The organism is Aeromicrobium fastidiosum (assembly GCF_017876595.1).
GTDB classification, from domain to species: domain Bacteria; phylum Actinomycetota; class Actinomycetes; order Propionibacteriales; family Nocardioidaceae; genus Aeromicrobium; species Aeromicrobium fastidiosum.
This window is the reverse complement of sequence record NZ_JAGIOG010000001.1, coordinates 867495-884050: the sequence shown is the minus strand read 5'-3', so window position 1 is coordinate 884050 and position 16556 is coordinate 867495. Positions and strand designations below refer to the sequence as shown.

The 16556-nt window shown below is 70.0% G+C and carries 18 protein-coding genes, 1 tRNA gene and 1 pseudogene; 7 read left to right on the top strand and 13 right to left on the bottom strand.

The genetic code is table 11. The features are described 5' to 3' along the window. Positions 1 to 47 precede the first annotated feature (47 nt). Complete coding sequence (locus tag JOF40_RS04365; RefSeq protein ID WP_129180439.1) at positions 48 to 650, bottom strand: DUF1684 domain-containing protein; 603 nt, start codon at positions 648 to 650, stop codon at positions 48 to 50. 60 nt (positions 651 to 710) lie between these two features. Here JOF40_RS04365 and JOF40_RS04360 point away from each other — a divergent pair, with 60 nt between their 5' ends. Then, positions 711 to 2003, top strand: a complete 1293-nt coding sequence (locus JOF40_RS04360; RefSeq protein ID WP_246152737.1) for an MFS transporter — start codon at positions 711 to 713, stop codon at positions 2001 to 2003. Positions 2004 to 2082: 79 nt separating this feature from the next. On the opposite strand, the gene JOF40_RS04355 is transcribed toward JOF40_RS04360, so the two are convergent. Continuing rightward, positions 2083 to 3015 (bottom strand): oxidoreductase, encoded by a 933-nt coding sequence (locus JOF40_RS04355; protein WP_129180435.1) that lies wholly within the window; start codon positions 3013 to 3015, stop codon positions 2083 to 2085. A gap of 85 nt (positions 3016 to 3100) precedes the next feature. Here JOF40_RS04355 and JOF40_RS04350 point away from each other — a divergent pair, with 85 nt between their 5' ends. Next, entirely contained in the window at positions 3101 to 3880 is a 780-nt protein-coding gene (locus JOF40_RS04350) for a DUF4344 domain-containing metallopeptidase (RefSeq protein WP_209674379.1), read from the top strand. A 1-nt stretch (position 3881) separates the two neighbouring features. Here the strand turns inward: JOF40_RS04350 and JOF40_RS04345 are convergent, their stop codons facing one another. Continuing rightward, positions 3882 to 4418 carry a hypothetical protein gene (locus JOF40_RS04345; protein WP_129180432.1) on the bottom strand — a complete coding sequence of 179 codons (537 nt, stop codon included), beginning with the start codon at positions 4416 to 4418 and terminating at the stop codon, positions 3882 to 3884. 118 nt (positions 4419 to 4536) lie between these two features. Here JOF40_RS04345 and JOF40_RS04340 point away from each other — a divergent pair, with 118 nt between their 5' ends. Further along, positions 4537 to 4950 (top strand): DoxX family protein, encoded by a 414-nt coding sequence (locus JOF40_RS04340; RefSeq protein WP_129180431.1) that lies wholly within the window; start codon positions 4537 to 4539, stop codon positions 4948 to 4950. 56 nt (positions 4951 to 5006) lie between these two features. Here the strand turns inward: JOF40_RS04340 and JOF40_RS04335 are convergent, their stop codons facing one another. Further along, entirely contained in the window at positions 5007 to 5156 is a 150-nt protein-coding gene (locus JOF40_RS04335; RefSeq protein ID WP_188111671.1) for a hypothetical protein, read from the bottom strand. Between the two features lie 68 nt (positions 5157 to 5224). On the opposite strand from JOF40_RS04335, the gene JOF40_RS04330 reads away from it, so the two are divergent. Continuing rightward, positions 5225 to 5725: a pyridoxamine 5'-phosphate oxidase family protein gene (locus JOF40_RS04330; protein WP_129180430.1), complete on the top strand. Its 501-nt coding sequence runs from the start codon at positions 5225 to 5227 to the stop codon at positions 5723 to 5725. A gap of 173 nt (positions 5726 to 5898) precedes the next feature. Here JOF40_RS04330 and JOF40_RS20440 read toward each other — a convergent pair whose 3' ends face one another. The 4 genes and pseudogenes from JOF40_RS20440 to JOF40_RS19905 form a co-directional block, all read right to left on the bottom strand. After that, on the bottom strand, positions 5899 to 6519 hold the full coding sequence (locus JOF40_RS20440) for an acyl-CoA dehydrogenase C-terminal domain-containing protein (RefSeq protein WP_425458178.1): 621 nt from the start codon (positions 6517 to 6519) through the stop codon (positions 5899 to 5901). Then, positions 6441 to 7277: pseudogene (locus JOF40_RS20435) on the bottom strand (acyl-CoA dehydrogenase family protein); the annotation flags it as partial. The gene JOF40_RS20440 and the pseudogene JOF40_RS20435, both read right to left, overlap by 79 nt. Before the next feature lie 616 nt (positions 7278 to 7893). After that, positions 7894 to 8490 (bottom strand): HAD family hydrolase, encoded by a 597-nt coding sequence (locus JOF40_RS04320; protein WP_129180429.1) that lies wholly within the window; start codon positions 8488 to 8490, stop codon positions 7894 to 7896. Positions 8491 to 8571: 81 nt separating this feature from the next. After that, positions 8572 to 8703, bottom strand: coding sequence for a hypothetical protein (locus JOF40_RS19905; RefSeq protein WP_281064694.1), 132 nt, complete (start codon positions 8701 to 8703; stop codon positions 8572 to 8574). 115 nt (positions 8704 to 8818) lie between these two features. On the opposite strand from JOF40_RS19905, the gene JOF40_RS04315 reads away from it, so the two are divergent. Beyond that, positions 8819 to 9736: a LysR family transcriptional regulator gene (locus tag JOF40_RS04315; protein WP_129180428.1), complete on the top strand. Its 918-nt coding sequence runs from the start codon at positions 8819 to 8821 to the stop codon at positions 9734 to 9736. Between the two features lie 91 nt (positions 9737 to 9827). Here JOF40_RS04315 and JOF40_RS04310 read toward each other — a convergent pair whose 3' ends face one another. The 4 genes from JOF40_RS04310 to JOF40_RS04295 form a co-directional block, all read right to left on the bottom strand. Then, positions 9828 to 10520 (bottom strand): hypothetical protein, encoded by a 693-nt coding sequence (locus JOF40_RS04310; RefSeq protein WP_129180427.1) that lies wholly within the window; start codon positions 10518 to 10520, stop codon positions 9828 to 9830. Between the two features lie 165 nt (positions 10521 to 10685). After that, positions 10686 to 11489, bottom strand: a complete 804-nt coding sequence (locus JOF40_RS04305) for a GIY-YIG nuclease family protein (protein ID WP_129180426.1) — start codon at positions 11487 to 11489, stop codon at positions 10686 to 10688. After that, entirely contained in the window at positions 11482 to 12648 is a 1167-nt protein-coding gene (locus JOF40_RS04300) for a DNA cytosine methyltransferase (RefSeq protein WP_129180424.1), read from the bottom strand. The genes JOF40_RS04305 and JOF40_RS04300 overlap by 8 nt, the downstream gene beginning before the upstream one ends. Positions 12649 to 12971: 323 nt before the next feature. Continuing rightward, positions 12972 to 13042, bottom strand: a tRNA-Gly gene (locus tag JOF40_RS04295). Between the two features lie 215 nt (positions 13043 to 13257). Here JOF40_RS04295 and JOF40_RS04290 point away from each other — a divergent pair. Beyond that, a complete protein-coding gene (locus JOF40_RS04290) occupies positions 13258 to 14061 on the top strand; it encodes an S-methyl-5'-thioadenosine phosphorylase (RefSeq protein ID WP_129180422.1) in 804 nt (267 codons plus the stop codon). Beyond that, a complete protein-coding gene (locus tag JOF40_RS04285) occupies positions 14058 to 15095 on the top strand; it encodes an NAD-dependent epimerase/dehydratase family protein (RefSeq protein ID WP_129180420.1) in 1038 nt (345 codons plus the stop codon). Before JOF40_RS04290 ends, JOF40_RS04285 begins: the two co-directional genes overlap by 4 nt. Positions 15096 to 15188: 93 nt before the next feature. On the opposite strand, the gene JOF40_RS04280 is transcribed toward JOF40_RS04285, so the two are convergent. After that, a complete protein-coding gene (locus JOF40_RS04280) occupies positions 15189 to 16487 on the bottom strand; it encodes a hypothetical protein (RefSeq protein ID WP_188111670.1) in 1299 nt (432 codons plus the stop codon). Between the last annotated feature and the right edge of the window lie 69 nt (positions 16488 to 16556).

Here is a 16556-nt window from a genome sequence, read left to right as displayed (position 1 = left end):
ACACGCCCCGGCGTGTCTGCAGGAACGTCAGGCCCACCGGGGCGGGGTCAGAGCTGCTCGCCGGCCTCGATCCGCGCGGCGACGGTGTTGCCGGGCGGGGCGAGGGGGCACTGCCAGCGGGGGTTGTAGCGGCACGACGGGTGGTAGGCGAAGTTGAGGTCGAGCGTCAGCGACGTCGCCGTGCCGCCCAGCCACGACCCCTTGGCGGTGTCGAGCAGGTAGCGGCCGCCGCCGTACGAGCCGTGGCCGGAGGTGCCGTCGCGCAGTGGGACGAAGATGCCGCCGCCGTACTGGTGGAGCCACCACACGTCGAGCGTCCCGCCCACGGGTATCTCGACGTGGCCCAGCAGGTGCATCTCGATCGTCCCGTCGCCGCCGGCCTCGACCAGACGAGGCTCCTGTGTCGTCGCGGTGGCGACGAGCGCGGCCTCGAACCGCAGCGAGGGGTCGTAGGCCCAGTAGGGCAGCCCCGTCCGGCGGAGCGCGTCGTCGTCGGTCAGCGGCGTCTGCGGGTGGCTGCGGAAGAGCTCGTCGCGGGTCTCGCGCCAGTGTGCCCAGGCTGACTCGTGGTCGGGATCGTCGCGCACGCGGGCGTACATCTCGCCGATCCGGCGACGCCAGTCGACGAGGGTCAGTGACGAGGACGACATGACGTCCACGGTGGCACACGCCGCATCGTGATGCCTGCCAGGCGGGGCTACGCTCGATCGGTGAGCCAACCTGTCGACGTCCGTCACCGTGGGGCGTACGCGGTGTGGGTCGTGGCGGTCCTGGTCTACGTGCTGGCGGTTTTCCACCGCTCGTCGCTGGCCGTGGCCGGCCTCGTCGCGGCGGAGAGGTTCGACATCTCGGCCGCCCAGCTCGCGACGTTCACGATGCTGCAGCTGCTGGTCTACGCCGCGATGCAGATCCCGGTCGGGCTGCTGATCGACCGGTTCGGTCCGCGTCGCGTGCTGTTGACGGGCGCTGTGACGCTGACGCTCGCGCAGACCGCCTTCGCCTTCGCCGACACCTATGCCCTGGCGCTGGTCGCGCGGCTCTTCGTCGGCATGGGCGACGCGATGACGTTCATCTGCGTGCTGCGCCTGGTCAACAGCTGGTTCTCGCCGCGCCGCATCCCGCTCATCACGCAGCTGACGGGGATGTTCGGCCAGCTCGGCGGTGCCCTCGCGGCCGTGCCCATGACGATCGCGCTGCGCGAGCTGGGCTGGACCAAGTCGTACCTCATCGCGGCCTCCTTCGGCATCGTCCTGAGCCGCGTGCTGGTCGTCGTCGTGCGCGACGTGCCGGGGGTGCGCTCCGCACGCGGGCCGGCGATGTCGGTCACCCGCATCCGCGCGAGCCTCGCCGCGTCGTGGGAGCAGCCCGGCACCCGCCTCGGGTTCTGGACGCACTTCTCGACGCAGTTCAGCGCGACCACGCTGGCCCTGCTGTGGGGCTACCCGTTCTTCGTCCAGGCCGAGGGCCTCTCCGACCACACGGCCGGCCTGCTCCTGACGCTGATGGTGGGGGTCATGGTCGTGGCCGGGCCGGTGCTGGGTCTCGTCATCGGACGCCATCCCTGGCACCGCTCCACGATCGTCCTGTCGATCGTGGGCTCGATCGTGACGGTGTGGACCGCCGTTCTCGCCTGGCCGGGCGAGGCGCCCCTGTGGCTGCTGGCCCTGCTGGTGGTCGTCGCGGGTGTCGGCGGGCCGGCCTCGATGATCGGCTTCGACCTCGGACGCACCTCCAACCCCTCCGACCGGATGGCCAGCGCCACGGGCATCATCAACCAGGGCGGCTTCATCGCGAGCCTCCTGCTCGTCGTCGCGATCGGGCTGATCCTCGACTGGCGCACGCCCGGCGGCAACGACTACACGCCGTCCGCGTTCCGCTGGGCGATGTCGTTCCAGTACGTCCTGTGGGCGCTCGGCGTCGCCCAGATCTGGCGCTACCGCCTGCGCACCCGCCGCAAGATCATGGCCGAGGAGCCGGAGGCCTACGGCCGCGTGCGCCTCTAGCCCGAGATGTCGGCACTTCTGGTGCCTTCTTGTGGTCCGGCAGGTCGACAAGTGCCGACATCTCGGCCGGCTGCGCTGGTCAGACCGTGAAGGTCACGCCTGCGGCTGACTCCGACGCCTTCCACAGGTCGGCGGCGAGGCCGATGTCGCGAGCGGTCTTGGTCATCCCGACGAGCTTCGGACGTCCGCGCCAGCCGCCGAGCGCTCCGGGCCCGACGTACTCGCCGCCGGTCAGCGACGGGTCGGTGGCTGCCATGAGCAGCGGCCAGGCTCCGTGCGAGGCGGGCTGGCCGATGATCTTGCTGATCTGGTGGATGCCGACGCCGGGCAGCGACACGCCGCGCACGTTCATGCCGGTCTTGGTCAGGTTGGTCGAGGCGTAGCCGGGATGGGCGGCGACGCTGACGACGGGGCTGCCGGACGCCTTCGCGCGCCGATCGAGCTCGAGCGCGAACATCAGGTTGGCGAGCTTCGACTCGCCGTACGACTGCCAGCGCTTGTAGGGGCGCGAGGAGCCCTGCGGCGTCAGCGAGTCGAGGTCGATGCTGCCGACCGCGGTGTGCGCCATCGACGACACCGCCACGACCCGCGCCCCGCTCGCGGACAGCAGCGGCCACAGCCCGGCCGTCCACGCGAAGTGCCCGAGGTGGTTGGTGCCGATCTGCAGCTCGAAGCCGTCCTTGGTCTCGCTCTTCGGCGGGATCATGATGCCGGCGTTGTTGATCAGGATGTCGACGCGGTCGTAGGCCTTCACGACGTCCGCAGCGGCCCGCCGTGAGTCGGCGAGATCGGCGAGGTCGAGCGAGACGACGTCGACCGATGCCCCCGGTGCGTCCTTGGCGATGCGGGCCAGCGCCACATCGGCCTTGGCGCTGTCACGGGCGGTGACGACGAGGTCGGCACCCTTGCGGGCGAGGCCGATCGCGGTGTGCAGGCCCAGGCCCCCGGTCACTCCGGTGATGACGGCGCGGCGGCCGGTGAGGTCGGGGATGTCGTCGGTGGTCCAGGTCATGCGCCTCACGGTACTGGCACTGGCTCCATCCGGCCGGTTCTGCCGTATCGTCCTCGCCATGCCTGGGGCCCGTCGAGCAACCATCGTGGCCATCACCGGTCTCCTGATCGGCGGCTGCGTACCGGGTGGACCGCCCGACCGGGTCCCCGCCCCGGGCGATGGTGCGTTCGTCGTCGACTACGAGAAGCCCGATGATCGGGAGCTGCGCGCGGTCGCGGCGGAGCTGAAGGACGACGGCGTGGTCGAGAGCACGGTCGAGGCGCTCAACGACTTCGTGCTGCTGCCGGGCGATGTCGGCGTCGTGGTGCGGTCGTGCGACGACGGGGCGCTGTACGACCCGTCGAAGCGGGAGATCCAGATCTGTCTCGAGGACGTCCTGCAGACCCGCGAGCTCCTGGCTGATGCGGACGCCGAGGACCTCGAGTGGACCGAGCGTGGCGTTCTCGTCGACACCGTCAACCACGAGGCCGGACACGCGCTGCTCGACGTCTACGCGATGGAGTTCACGGGACGCGAGGAGGACGTCGCCGACCAGTTCTCGGCCTTCGTGTCGGTACGAGCCGGCGACCAAGGCCTCGACGACCTCGAGGCCGCTGCCTATGCGTACGAGCTCAGCGCCGCCGCGTACGAGGAGGATCCGACCGACGAGCACGCGTCCGACGCCCAGCGAGCGGTCAACTACCAGTGCTGGGTCTACGGCACCGAGAAGCGCGACTCCGCCTATCTCGTGGCCAAGGACGGGCTCACGAAGCGGCGGGCGGAGTTCTGCTGGGAGGAGTGGGGTGACCTCAAGGACGGCTGGCTGCGGCTGCTCAAGCGCGCCGACGCCTTCCGCGCCGTGACGGTGCCCAGCGAGGACCAGTAGCTCAGGCGTCGAGCAGCCCGAGCTTCTTCTCGCGTCGCTGCTTGCGGCGGCACCAGTAGATCCACCCGGCCAGCGCGGCCGCGATGCCGACCCCGATGCTCGCGACGCCCTTGCCGTTGTTGACCGCCGAGGTGTAGCCCGTGACGGTCGCGTAGCCGTAGATCGCGTTGTCGACGCGGTCGTCGTCGGGCGTGCACACGACGCGCAGCCCCTCACGTCCCTGTTCGAGCAGACCGATCAGGTGCCATGTCGTGCCGTCGCCCGCCGCGGTCACGTCGATGCCCTTGTCGGGGATCACGATGCGGCCCTTGTCGGCCTCGCCGTAGCGTCCGCGGCAGCTGATGACCCGCTCGGGCTGCACGAGGTCGGTGTAGACAGCGAGGGTCGCACCGCTCGCGTCGATGCGCTCGGTGATGGGTGTGACCGTCGCGTCGCGCACGGGACCGAAGGCGCTGGCGGCGACGGCCGTTCCGGCCATGGCGCTGCCGAGGGCGAGGAAGAGCGCCGCGAGATACCAGAGCGGGTTGGTGAGTCTCACGCAGCAACTTTCGCACACGGCCCGTGTGGCGCGGCAGTTTGACTGGCCGGGGAGAAGACGCCACGATCGTGGTTTAAGTCTCAATCACTCAGCATCTACTCAGCATCTGGAGCCCTTCATGGAAGCCATCTTCCTCATCAGCCGCATCCTGTTCGTCTTCCTCCTGCTCGGGTCGGCCTACGGGCACCTCACGCAGGCCGACGCGATGGGCGGCTACGCCTCGTCCAAGGGCCTGCCCAACGGCAAGGTCCTCGCCCAGGTCAGCGGCGTCGCGCTGCTGGTCGGCGGCATCTCGATCCTGTTCGGCATCTTCGGCGACGCGGGCTCGCTGGGCATCGCGATCCTGCTGCTGATCATGGCGGTCACGATGCACGCGTTCTGGAAGGAGACCGACGCCCAGGCCAAGCAGATGGAGATGATCTCCTTCAACAAGGACGTCGCCCTCGCCGGTGGCGCGCTGGCGATGTACGTCATCTTCTACGGCTTCAGCGAGTTCGGCTTCTACACGCTCACGGGCGCGCTCTTCAACTGACGCACCCACGACCGAGCCCTCGCAGCCACGCTGGCTGCGGGGGCTCTGTCGTTCGCTCACATCGAGGTCAGCGGCTCGTCCGACCCGGTGTCCTCGGGGTTCGGGTCGTTGACGCCCTGCTGGGCGTCGGTCGCCGGGTCGGGCTTCGGCTCGGCGTCGATCTGGGGGCCGTCGGAGGTGCTCGCGTCTTCGGGTGTCTGCGTCATGCGGCGCGCGTACCCGATCAGGGCTGACTGACGCGGATGAGCAGGCGGCAGCCGGGTACGCAGCCGTCATGACTGAATCCACCCATGACCACGACACAGACACCGCCAAGCTCGTCGAGCTGACGAAGGACTCCCGCTTCGTCATGCTGACGACCACCGACGCCGACGGCCAGCTGGTCAGCCGTCCGATGTCGCGCCAGGACGTCGACCTCGACGTCGACCTCTGGTTCATCGCGACGCGCGACTCCCGCAAGGTCGAGCACATCCGCGCCAACCCGACGGTCAACGTGACCGTCACGAGCCAGAGCTCGTGGGTCTCGATCTCGGGACGTGCGGAGGTCGTCGACGACCTCGAGAAGCTCAAGGAGTACTGGAGCACCTTCGCCGAGGCCTGGATCCCCGAGGGACCCGAGGACCCCAACGCGATCCTGATCCACGTCGATGCCGAGACGGCCGAGTACTGGGACAACCCCGGTGGCCGCGTGTCGAGCATCATCAGCCTGGTCAAGTCGAAGGTGACGGGTCAGCCGTACGACGGCGGCGACCACGCCACGGTCACCGACCTCTGACCCGTGCCCGGTGCCCGGTGCCCGGTGCCCGGACGGACGATGAGGGTTTCAGGTCGTCCCGGCTACCGCGAACCCTCGTCCTGGGCCGGCGGCCGGACGAACGATGAGGGTTTCGGGCAGTTCGCGCTGCCCGAAACCCTCATCGTCGGTCGTCGACCCGCTCGAGGACTGGCTCAGAAGGCGGCTTCGTCGAGCTCCATGATCGAGGCGTCGATGTTCTCGGCGATGGCACGCTCACCGGCCATCAGCGGCAGGATGTTGCGGGCGAAGAACGAGGCCGCGGCGACCTTGCCCTCGTAGAACGCCTTGTCGGCCGCCGACACGTCGGTGCCGAGCTTCTGGAGCGCGACCTCGGCACCGCGCAGCAGCAGCCACGCGATCGTGAGATCACCCAGGACGTAGACGAGACGGGTCGTGTTCAGACCGACCTTGTAGATGTTCTTGATGTCGCCCTTCTCATCGGCCGGGTTGGCCGACATGAGATCGGTGAACGTCGCGCCGATGATCGCCTGGGCATCCTCGAGTCCCTTGGCGAGCAGCTCGCGCTCGACCTTGAGACGACCGTTGCCGGCCTCGCTCTTGACGAAGCCCTCGATCTCGCCGGCGAGGTAGCCCAGCGCGGCACCCTTGTTCTTGACGATCTTGCGGAAGAAAGGTCCTGGCCCTGGATCGCCGTGGTGCCCTCGTAGAGGGTGTCGATCTTGGCGTCGCGGACGTACTGCTCGATGGGGTAGTCCTGCAGGAACCCCGAGCCGCCGAACGTCTGCAGCGACTCGGTGCCCAGCAGCACCCACGAGCGCTCCGAGCCGAAGCCCTTGACCAGCGGCAGCAGGAGGTCGTTGACGGCCTCCGACAGCGAGGCGTCCTCGCCGGCGGCGGTCTTGATCATGACGTCGTCCTGCCAGGTGGAGCAGTAGATCATGAGCGAGCGCAGGCCCTCGGCGAAGGCCTTCTGGGTCATGAGCGAGCGCCGCACGTCGGGGTGGTGGGTGATCGTGACGCGGGGCGCGGTCTTGTCGGACGCCTGGGTCAGGTCGGCACCCTGCACGCGCTCCTTGGCGTAGTCGAGGGCGTTCAGGTAGCCGGTCGACAGCGTCGCGATGGCCTTGGCGCCGACGAACATGCGGGCGTTCTCGATGACCCGGAACATCTGGTTGATGCCGTCGTGCACCTCGCCGAGCAGCCAGCCCTGGGCGGGCTCGCCGTCGCCGAAGGTGACCTCGCAGGTCGTGGAGACCTTGAGGCCCATCTTCTTCTCGACGTTCGTGACGTAGGCACCGTTGCGCTCGCCGGTGAGCTCACCGGTCTCGTGGTCGAAGTGGAACTTCGGGACGAGGAACAGGCTGAGTCCCTTGGTGCCGGGCCCGCCGACGCCCTCGACGCCCTGGGGGCGGGCCAGCACCAGGTGCATGATGTTCTCGGACAGGTCGTGCTCGGCCGAGGTGATGAAGCGCTTGACGCCCTCGATGTTCCAGGAGCCGTCCTCGTTGGGGAACGCCTTGGTGCGTCCGGCACCCACGTCAGACCCGGCGTCGGGCTCGGTGAGCACCATCGTCGCGCCCCACTGCTTGTCGACCATGAACTGCGCGATCTTCTTGTCGCGGTCGATGCCGTTCTCGAAGACGATGCGCGCGAAGGCGGGGCCGCAGGCGTACATCCAGATGGCGGGGTTGGAGCCGAGGACGAACTCGGCGCTGCTCCACACGAGGGACGCAGGGGCGACCTGGCCGCCGAGCTCCTCGGGGATGGCCAGGCGCCACCACTCGGCACCCATCCAGGCGTCGTAGGAGGCGCGGAAGGCGTCGTTCATGACGACGGTCTTGGCGGCCGGGTCGTAGACCGGGGGGTTGCGGTCGGCGTCCTCGAACGAGGCGGCCAGCTCGTCGCGGGAGATGCGGTCGATCTCGCGCAGGATGCTCTTCGCGGTGTCGACGTCGACCTCCTCGAAGGGACCGGTACCGAGGACGCTCTGACGGTCGAACAGCTCGAAGAGGTTGAACTCGACGTCGCGCAGGTTGCTCTTGTAGTGGCTCATGCCGGCATTCCTTCGTGGGATAAGCGCTGCCCTCGGCAGCTTGCTACTCGGAAGTAACTTAAGTATCCGCTGCTCGGAGGGGCAAAGACAAGTCCAACGGCTGATCTGCGATGTTCGACGAATCACACCGCGGTCAGCGGTGCTGGGCCAGCCAGGCCGGAAGGTCGACCAGCGTCGACACGACATGGGCGGCCCCGGCTCCACGCAGCTCGTCCGCGCTGCACGGCCCCGTGGACACCCCGACGCCCGTCGCGCGGCTCAGACGGGCCGCCTCCATGTCGTGCACGTGATCGCCGACGTAGACATCCGCTGCCTCCGCCAGCAGCACGTCCGCCTTGCCCTCGCGCCAGGCCCGGCCATGCACCGCGTCGACGACGATGCCCAGACGGTCGAGGTGCAGCTCGGCGTTGGGACCGTGCTTGGCGGTCACCACGACGACGCGGCCGAGCGAGCGGGCGGCGTCGACTGCTGCGCGGGCACCCGGCAGGGCCTCGACGAGGTCGACGGCGATCGTCGGGTAGAGCTCGCGATAGCGATCGGCCCAGCGACCGACCTCGCTGTCGGGCATCCAGTGGGCCAGCTCCCACTCGACCGGAGGTCCGAGCCGCGAGACGACGAGCTCGGTGTCGATCGTGGCACCGGACTCGACGACCAGCTGCTCGTACACCGCGCGGATGCCGGGTCGGGAGTCGATCAGGGTCATGTCGAGGTCGAAGCCGGTCGTCGTCATGACCTCGACGCTACCGAGCCCGGACGCGGCGAGACCCCCGGAGCGATGCCGCGGGGGTCTCGGGTGTGCGTTGCGCGAAGGTCAGCGCAGATCGAACGTGTGCGTGTTGGTGCGGGTCGGGACGCGGCCGTGGCCGTCGGTTGCGACGAGGTGCGCCGACTTGGTGATGCCGACGGTGGCGACCGCACCGATGAGGATTCCGAGGATGAGCATGTGGGCCTCCTTGAAGGCTGTCAGTCGAGTCGGGGGTGGCTCGTGGTTCCATCGTGAACCCTTCAACCATCAAGGACAAGCCAACATTTCTATGCCCAACATGTAGTATCACTACATGGACGTGTACCGCCTAGGACTGCTGCGGGAACTGGCCGAACGCGGCACCGTCGGCGCCGTCGCCGACGCGATGAAGGTCACACCGTCCGCGGTCTCCCAGCAGCTCAAGGTGCTGGAGCGCGAGGCCGGATACCGTCTGGTCGAACCCTCGGGGCGCGGCGTCGCTCTGACGGCGGCGGGGCGCGCGCTCGTCCAGACGGCCACCGAGATCGCGGTCGCGATCGAACGGGCCGAGGGGCGTTGGCGCGAGTACATGGAGAGCCCCGCGGGTCAGGTGCGCGTGGCGACCTTCCCGACGGGCGGCGAGATGCTGCTGCCCGGTGTGCTGTCGCGGATGGCCGACACCCCCGAGGTCGAGCTGATCTGCTCCGACGAGGACGGCGTCACCGTCGACTTCGCCGACCTGACCCCTGACTACGACGTCGTCATCGCCGACTCGCCGACCACGGCGGCGTCCTGGCACGAGCGCGGACTGCAGGTCGTCCCGCTGATGAGCGAGCCGCTCGACGTGGCGCTGCCCGAGGGCCACCCGTTGGCCCGCAAGGCCAGTCTGTCGCCGCGCGACGTCGTGGGGGAGACGTGGATCGGCGTCCCGCACGAGTACCCGTTCGACCGGGTGCTGAGCCAGGTCGTGGCCGCGACGGGCGAGCCCGTGCGCATCGCGCAGCGCATCTCCGACAACGGCATCGTCGAGGCGTTGGTGGCGGGCGGTCACGGCATCGCGATCCTGCCGCGCTTCACGACTCGTGAGCACGGCAACGGCCTGGTCACGAGGCCACTCGTGGGCATCCGGGCCAAGCGCGAGATCGCCGCCCTGCTGCGGCCCGACCGCTTCGAACGGCCGTCGGTGCGCCTCGTCGTGCAGGCGCTGCGCGACGAGGCGCGCTCGGTCGCCGACCTGCACCAAGCCGTCTGACCGGCGTCCGCCAACACCACAGCGGACGCCCCCGAGGGAGCGTCCGCTGTGGTTTCTCCTCACCCAACCGGGAAGGAGGTCTGGAGGACCGTCAGCTGGCCGGAGTGGTGTTGACGGTGATCTTGGCGACGCCGACGAGGAGCTGGTCGGTGACGGCGTCGGTCTTGAACGTGTCGTTCAGCAGGCTGGCGGCGACGGGGCTCACGAACACCTTGGTGCCCTCGAGGATCGCGGTGTCACCCTCGACCTGCAGCGGCTTCAGGGTCGCGCCACGCAGCTGGAAGATGAACGCCGAGCTGGCGACGGTCTTGCCGTTGACGGCCACGTCGCCGTAGACGCGGGAGATGCCCGGGTCCACGTTGAGGTTCGTGATCTCGACCTTGGTGCCGCCGGCCTCGAGCGAGAAGCCCGAGCCCTCGTGCTGGATCTGGCCGATGACGTACGGCTTGGCCGTGCCGGGCTTGAAGTACGTGACGTTGCCGCCCGTGATCGGGAAGACGAGCGAGCCGTCGGTCAGCTTGCCCTCGCCGACGACGCCGGGGGTCAGACCGAGCGAGGTGAGCGCGTCGGTGAAGCCGGAGTCGAGGGCCACCGCGGTGTCGTCGCCCGACAGGGCGTTGATGCGAGCGACGGGCTTGGCGATGGACGTCTTGCTGTCCGAGCTGGACGACGAAGCCGATGCGCCGGCCGAGTCGGACGACGAGCAGGCGGCGAGCGGCAGGGCGGCGACGGCGACGAGTGCGATGCCGGCGAAGGTCTTCTTGTACGAGCGAATGGTGCTCATGTGATCCACATCCTTGGGGTTGTCGTGTTGGTGAAGTCGGTGGGGGGCTTGCACCTGTACTTCGCCACGGACGGGGGGCGTGGATGGGTCGGGTCGTCTGCGTGGCCCGTTCGACGGAGCGCAATCTGCTGCGATGGCAGACCGGAATGGCAGTGAGAATAATTCTCAGAAGAGGGTGTCGACGTCGTCGCGATCGTCGCCGTCGTCCTCGTCGTCCCACAGGACGGAGCCGACGAGACCCTCGACGGAGATCGCATCGGCGCTCGGCCGTGGACGGCCCTCGGCGTGCGCCAGCCGGACCGCCGACAGGTGCGCGAGGCGGACGGCCTGGATGACGAGCACCCGCCGCAGACCCTCGCTGACCTCGCCACGTTCGCGGGCCACGGCAGCGAGCCGCGAGATCGTCTCGGCCCTCCGGGCGATGCGGATGTCGGGGTGACCGCGCTCCACCCGTGTGGCGTCGGAGATCAGCCCGAAGCGGTACGACTCGGGCAGCTCGACGGGTGTGCTGACCGGCGGGATCTTCTCGTTGAGGATTGCGCCGAAGCGGCTCGCCTCGATCGCGGCCAGGTAGGCGGTGTACTCGGTCGCGTCGAGCCGGGTCTGGGCAGCGACTCGGTCGCCGAGGTCGTCGGCGAGGTTCCACAGCGGCCACAGCTCGAGCTCGGCCACCTCGAAGGTGTCGAGGATGCGCATCGCGACGGCGTCGGTGCGCTGGTTGGTGAGGTGCCGGTTGACGCGGACGCCGAGGCCCTCCTTGGTCTGGCCGACGTAGATCGGCTCGCCGTCGTAGTCGTAGAACGCGTAGACGCCCCACTGCGACTCGCGGACGCGTCCCCTGCCGTCGACCTCGTGGTCGAGGGCGTGGGTCAGCATCGTGCGGAAGTCGCGGACGTCCTGCGCCGGCAGCGACTTCTTGGCCGGTTTGGCCGTCGGACGGTTGGCCGACGCGCGACCGGTGCTAGCCATGCACCAGCTCGAGCGCAGGCGACTGCGCGCGCATGGCACCGCGGACCAGCGGCAGCAGGTAGTGCTCGGACAGCCACCCGACCGCCGGGACGCACACGGCGTCGCCGAAGCCGAACAGTGCCTGGGAGGTGCGGGCCGCGCTGAGGTCGTAGTCGCCGGCTCCCATCAGGCGCGCGTACTCGCGTCCGGTCATCCACCGCACCTGCACCTGGCCGCGTCCGGCCCGCACGACGGCCTGCTTGGACGAGCCCCCGCGCGCCGTGCGCAGGCAGCCGGCGATGTCGTCGGGGCGCACCTCCCAGATCGCGACGCCCTTGCGGGTGCGGCGGTACGCGGTGCGGTACGACACGGTGCGCCCGCGGCGCAGCAGCTCGACCCGTTCGGTCTGCAGCGGTGACAGGGAGTCGAGGAACGACCGGGTGCGGTCGGCGTCCCACCACAGCGTCGATGACCGCTCGACGACCTCGCCGAGTCCGGACGTGAGCGGTGCGGGCGGTGCCGGAAGGGCCGCGCGGTGGGTCGTCAGGGCGGGATCGCCGAACACGGTCTGCAGCCAGTCGGGACGCAGCTCGCTGCCGGGGTCGTGCACGTCGTCGGGGGCGTCGAGGGCTCCGACGAGGAACAGCCGCGGGCGCGACTGCGGCACGAAGCGGCGCGCGTCGAGCGTCACGACGTCGACGGAGTAGCCGAGCCGGTTGAGCTCGGCGACGGCCGACGCCATGTCGTCGCCGCCGTGGGACGTCGCGAACCCTGTGACGTTCTCGAGCGCGACGACGGCAGGCCTGCGATCGCCCATCTCCTCGAGGATGCGGGTGAACTCCCAGAACGTCGCCGACGACGACCCGGCGAGGCCGCGACGGTTGCCGGCCAGCGACAGGTCGGTGCACGGGAAGCTCGACCAGGCGAGGTCGATGTCGGGCACGTCGGCACCCGTGATCGTGGCGATGTCGCGCTCGACGTAGTGGTCGCCGCCGAACCGGGACGTGTAGAGCAAGGTCTTGTTGGGGTCGAGGTCGTTGGCCCACACGACCTCGGCTCCGGCCTGCTCGAGACCCAGGCGCGCCAGGCCGATGCCGGCGAAGAACTCGGCGACCCGGGGTGCTGCGGAGGTGCTTCGGATGGTGCTCAGTCGCGGGGGTTCTTGGGCGACGAGCGGCATGAGAGCCATCGTAGGTGGACGCCCGGACAGTTCCGGCGAGGCTCGCGTGGGGGTGGGGTGGGGTGTGGATCGCGCTTCACGCGACCGCGTGGGCCGATGACGGGATCCCGTGGCGGGCGGGCACTGTCGGGCGGCTTCGCCGCGGTGGGCCGGTGCGCTGCGGGGCCCACTCGATTCCCGTCATCGGGATGGACGGGCTTCGCCCGTGAGAGCCGATGACGGGATCCCTTGGCGGGCGGGCCCTGGACGGCGGCTTCGCCGCGATGGGGGCCCGCGGGGAGGGGCCCACTCGATTCCCGTCCTCGTCGCCTCGCTGCGCTCGGAGCCGATGACGGGAATCGAACCCGCATATCTTGCTTGGGAAGCAAGCGCTCTACCACTGAGCTACATCGGCGCGACGTCCTCGGACGTCAGGGAGAGTCTAGCCAGCCCGGGAGTACCGATCTTTCGGCGTTGACGGTGTCGGGGCCGCAGGAACGTCGAAAGATCGGTCGAACGGTGGACTGATCTGTCGACATCTCGGTCGCTGGGACGACCGGAATGTCGAAAGATCGGTCGGGCCCGGCGGCTTGGTTCGCGGGCGCGGGCGGCCCCTGCCATGCTCGTGGGATGACCGACCACGCCCGTCCCGACGTCGCCGTCATCGGCGGATCCGGCTTCTACACGTTCCTCGACGACCCGCAGCAGGTCGAGGTCGACACCCCGTACGGCAAGCCGTCGGCACCCATCTCGATCGGCACCGTCGAGGGACGCTCGGTGGCCTTCCTGCCCCGTCACGGCGCTCACCACGACTTCCCGGCGCACATGGTTCCGTACCGGGCCAACATGTGGGCGCTGCGCAGCCTCGGCGTCCGGCAGGTGCTGGCACCGTGCGCGGTCGGCGGCCTGCAGGTCGAGCACGGACCCGGCACGTTCGTGGTGCCCGACCAGCTCGTCGACCGCACGAGCGGCCGTCACCAGACCTACTTCGACTCCGGCGCGTGCCATGTGTCGTTCGCCGATCCCTACTGCTCGCGGCTGCGCGGCCACCTGCTCGACGGACTCACCGACCGCGACCCCGTCGACGGCGGCGCGATGGTCGTCATCGAGGGTCCGCGGTTCTCGACCCGCGCGGAGTCAAAGTGGTACGCCGCGCAGGACTGGGCCGTCGTCAACATGACCGGCCACCCCGAGGCGGTCCTCGCCCGCGAGCTGGCGCTCTGCTACGCCACGGTCGCGCTGGTGACCGATCACGACGCGGGGGTCGACGAGGCGTCCGCGGTCAGCATGGATGCCGTCTTCGAGGTCTTCGCGGCGCACACCGACACGCTCAAGGGCGTGCTGGCCGGCGTCGTCGCGGGCCTCGGCGCCGACCGCGACTGCGCGTGCCCGCACGCCGTCGACGGCATGGACCTGCCGGTCGAGCTGCCGTGAAGATCCTCCTGACCGGAGCCGCCGGCTTCATCGGCACCCACATCGCCCGCATCGCCCGTGAGCGCGGCCACGACGTCGTGGCGCTCGACATGTTCCTCGACAAGGCGCACGGCCCCGGAGAGCGTCCGCCCGGGTTCGCGCAGCTCGACCTGAGGTCCGCCCGGCTCGACGACGTCCTCGAGGGCGTCGACGTCGTGTGCCACCAGGCCGCGATGGTCGGCAACGGGGTCGACGCGCAGGATCTGCCCGACTACGCCGAGCACAACGACGCCGGCACGGCCCGGCTGCTGGCGGCGATGGCCCGCGTCGGGGTCGCCGACCTCGTGCTCGCCTCGTCGATGGTCGTCTACGGCGACGGCCGCTACACGTGCCCCGAGCACGGTGACGTGCCCCCGGCAGTGCGCCGCGAGGACGATCTCGCGTCCGGGCGCTACGACCCCCGCTGCCCCGTGTGCGGCGGCGACATCACGTGGCGGCGCATCGCCGAGGACACCCCGTTCATCCCACGCACGAGCTATGCCGCGTCGAAGATCGCGCAGGAGCACTACTCGTCGGCCTGGTGCACGCTCGAGGGCTCACGGGCGATCGCGCTGAGGTATCACAACGTCTACGGGCCCGGCATGCCCGCCGACACCCCCTACGCCGGGGTCGCGGCGATCTTCCGGTCCGCGATCGCGCGCGGCGAGGCACCCCGCGTCTTCGAGGACGGGCAGCAGGTGCGCGACTTCGTGCACGTGCACGACATCGCGCGCGCGAACGTCCTGGCCGTCGAGCAGGTCGCGTCGCACCCCTCGGGCGTGACGCCGTACAACATCGCCTCGGGGACGACGTTCACGATCGGCGAGATGGCGTCGACCCTCTCGGCGGCGGCGGGCGGCAAGGAGCCGGTGCTGACCGGCGACTACCGGGCCTTCGACGTCCGCCACGTCGTGGCATCACCGGAAGCGGCGAAGACGGGTCTGGGCTTCGCGGCCGAGATCACCCCGCAGGAGGGTCTCGCCGCCCTGGCCACCGACCCCCTCCGCACCCGCTGACCCCACCGAACCCCCGCGATGTGTGACGTTCTGCACCGCTCCGGGGCTGCAACCGGGGCAATTCGTCACACATCTCGGAGCCGAGCCGAGGGTTCACCAGCGGGTGAGGAGCAGCTGCTGGGCCAGGAGGGCCAGCACGACCTGCGACGCGAGCAGGGGCTTGTGCCACCGGGTCGGCAGCAGGGACGGCAGCGCGACGATCCAGATCGTGAACGGCAGCCAGATGCGCTCGACCTCGGCCTTGCTCATCCCCGACAGGTCGGCCACGACGATCGTCAGGAGGGCCGCCGCGGCGAGCTGAGCCAGCACGTTGCGTTCCCGCAGAGCCCGCACGCCCACGGGGAACGCGGCCCACACCGCGAGCCCTGCCGTGAACGTCCAGGCCGCGATGTTGCCCCAGACCCAGTACGAGAACGCGCGCTCCGACGCGATGCCGTCGTAGTAGCGCTCGCGCAGCACGGGGTAGGCCTCCCACCACGCGAAGCCGCCGAGGGTGAACGCCGCCGCAACGACGAGCGCGCCGCCGAGCGCCCAGGGGAGGGGACGCCACGTGCGGGCGACGAGCAGCACCGCGACCGCCAGGACGCCCAGCAGCGTCAGCCCGTACGACAGGTAGACGCAGTAGCCCAGCAGCAGTCCGGCGCCGACGGCCGGCAGCGCGCGACGGTTCTTGGCCGCGACGGCCAGCAACGCCAGACCCCAGGCCGCGACGGCCGTGAACACCGCGTCGCCGTTGACGCCCATCCACACCGCGGTGGGGGCCAGGACGATCCACGGCATCGCTGAGCGGGCGATCTTCTCGGTGCCGAGGGTGCGCAGCGTGATCATGACGGCGACGATCGCGGTGCTGGCGATCGTCACGCACACGACGCCGATCCAGAACGGGTCGGTGATGCCGAGCCGGTCGACGCCCACGAAGTAGAGCAGCGCGCCGGGGGGATGACCGGCCACGTGGACGTACCAGTTGTCGGGGGCGTCGTACGGGATGCGGTCGATGAACGTCTGCAGCATCGTGTGGATCGACCCGACGCTCTGGGCGTCGTACACGTACTCCTGGCGGCGCTCGAACGTCCGGGCCAGGCCTTCGGTGCCCTCGGTCATCGCCACGGCCACGATCCAGACCCAGGTCGTCGCGAACGCCGTCGCGAGGAGCGCCCGCCACGGCAGCGTCCGCGCGAGGCCCGGCAGGACGAGCACGAAGAGCAGCCCGATCGCGATGGCCGGCAGGGTCAGCACGCCGAAGCGGGGGTCCCAGTCGGCGTGCAGCGGAGGGAAGTGCACCCGGACGTCGTCGTCGAGCCACAGCGGGACCACCATCGATGCGATGACCAGCAGCAGGCCGGCACTCGCCGACAGGGCGGCCGCACGAGGGCGCGTCAGGAGGCGGGTCACGCCGCCCAGCCTAGGTGGCTCCTGCCGAGGCGGCCGGGCCAAGAGGCGCGTCACGGCATGCGACCAAGC

Excerpts from the sequence above, each read along its gene's own strand:
- JOF40_RS04305 (WP_129180426.1), bottom strand. The coding sequence starts at position 11,489 with ATGGCTAGCACCGGTCGCGCGTCGGCCAACCGTCCGACGGCCAAACCG.
- JOF40_RS19905 (WP_281064694.1), bottom strand. The coding sequence starts at position 8,703 with ATGCTCATCCTCGGAATCCTCATCGGTGCGGTCGCCACCGTCGGCATC.
- JOF40_RS04365 (WP_129180439.1), bottom strand. The coding sequence starts at position 650 with ATGTCGTCCTCGTCACTGACCCTCGTCGACTGGCGTCGCCGGATCGGC.
- JOF40_RS04300 (WP_129180424.1), bottom strand. The coding sequence starts at position 12,648 with ATGCCGCTCGTCGCCCAAGAACCCCCGCGACTGAGCACCATCCGAAGC.
- JOF40_RS04335 (WP_188111671.1), bottom strand. The coding sequence starts at position 5,156 with ATGACGCAGACACCCGAAGACGCGAGCACCTCCGACGGCCCCCAGATC.
- JOF40_RS04320 (WP_129180429.1), bottom strand. The coding sequence starts at position 8,490 with ATGACGACGACCGGCTTCGACCTCGACATGACCCTGATCGACTCCCGA.
- JOF40_RS04310 (WP_129180427.1), bottom strand. The coding sequence starts at position 10,520 with ATGAGCACCATTCGCTCGTACAAGAAGACCTTCGCCGGCATCGCACTC.
- JOF40_RS04290 (WP_129180422.1), top strand. The coding sequence starts at position 13,258 with ATGACCGACCACGCCCGTCCCGACGTCGCCGTCATCGGCGGATCCGGC.
- JOF40_RS04315 (WP_129180428.1), top strand. The coding sequence starts at position 8,819 with ATGGACGTGTACCGCCTAGGACTGCTGCGGGAACTGGCCGAACGCGGC.
- JOF40_RS04355 (WP_129180435.1), bottom strand. The coding sequence starts at position 3,015 with ATGACCTGGACCACCGACGACATCCCCGACCTCACCGGCCGCCGCGCC.
- JOF40_RS04340 (WP_129180431.1), top strand. The coding sequence starts at position 4,537 with ATGGAAGCCATCTTCCTCATCAGCCGCATCCTGTTCGTCTTCCTCCTG.
- JOF40_RS04330 (WP_129180430.1), top strand. The coding sequence starts at position 5,225 with ATGACTGAATCCACCCATGACCACGACACAGACACCGCCAAGCTCGTC.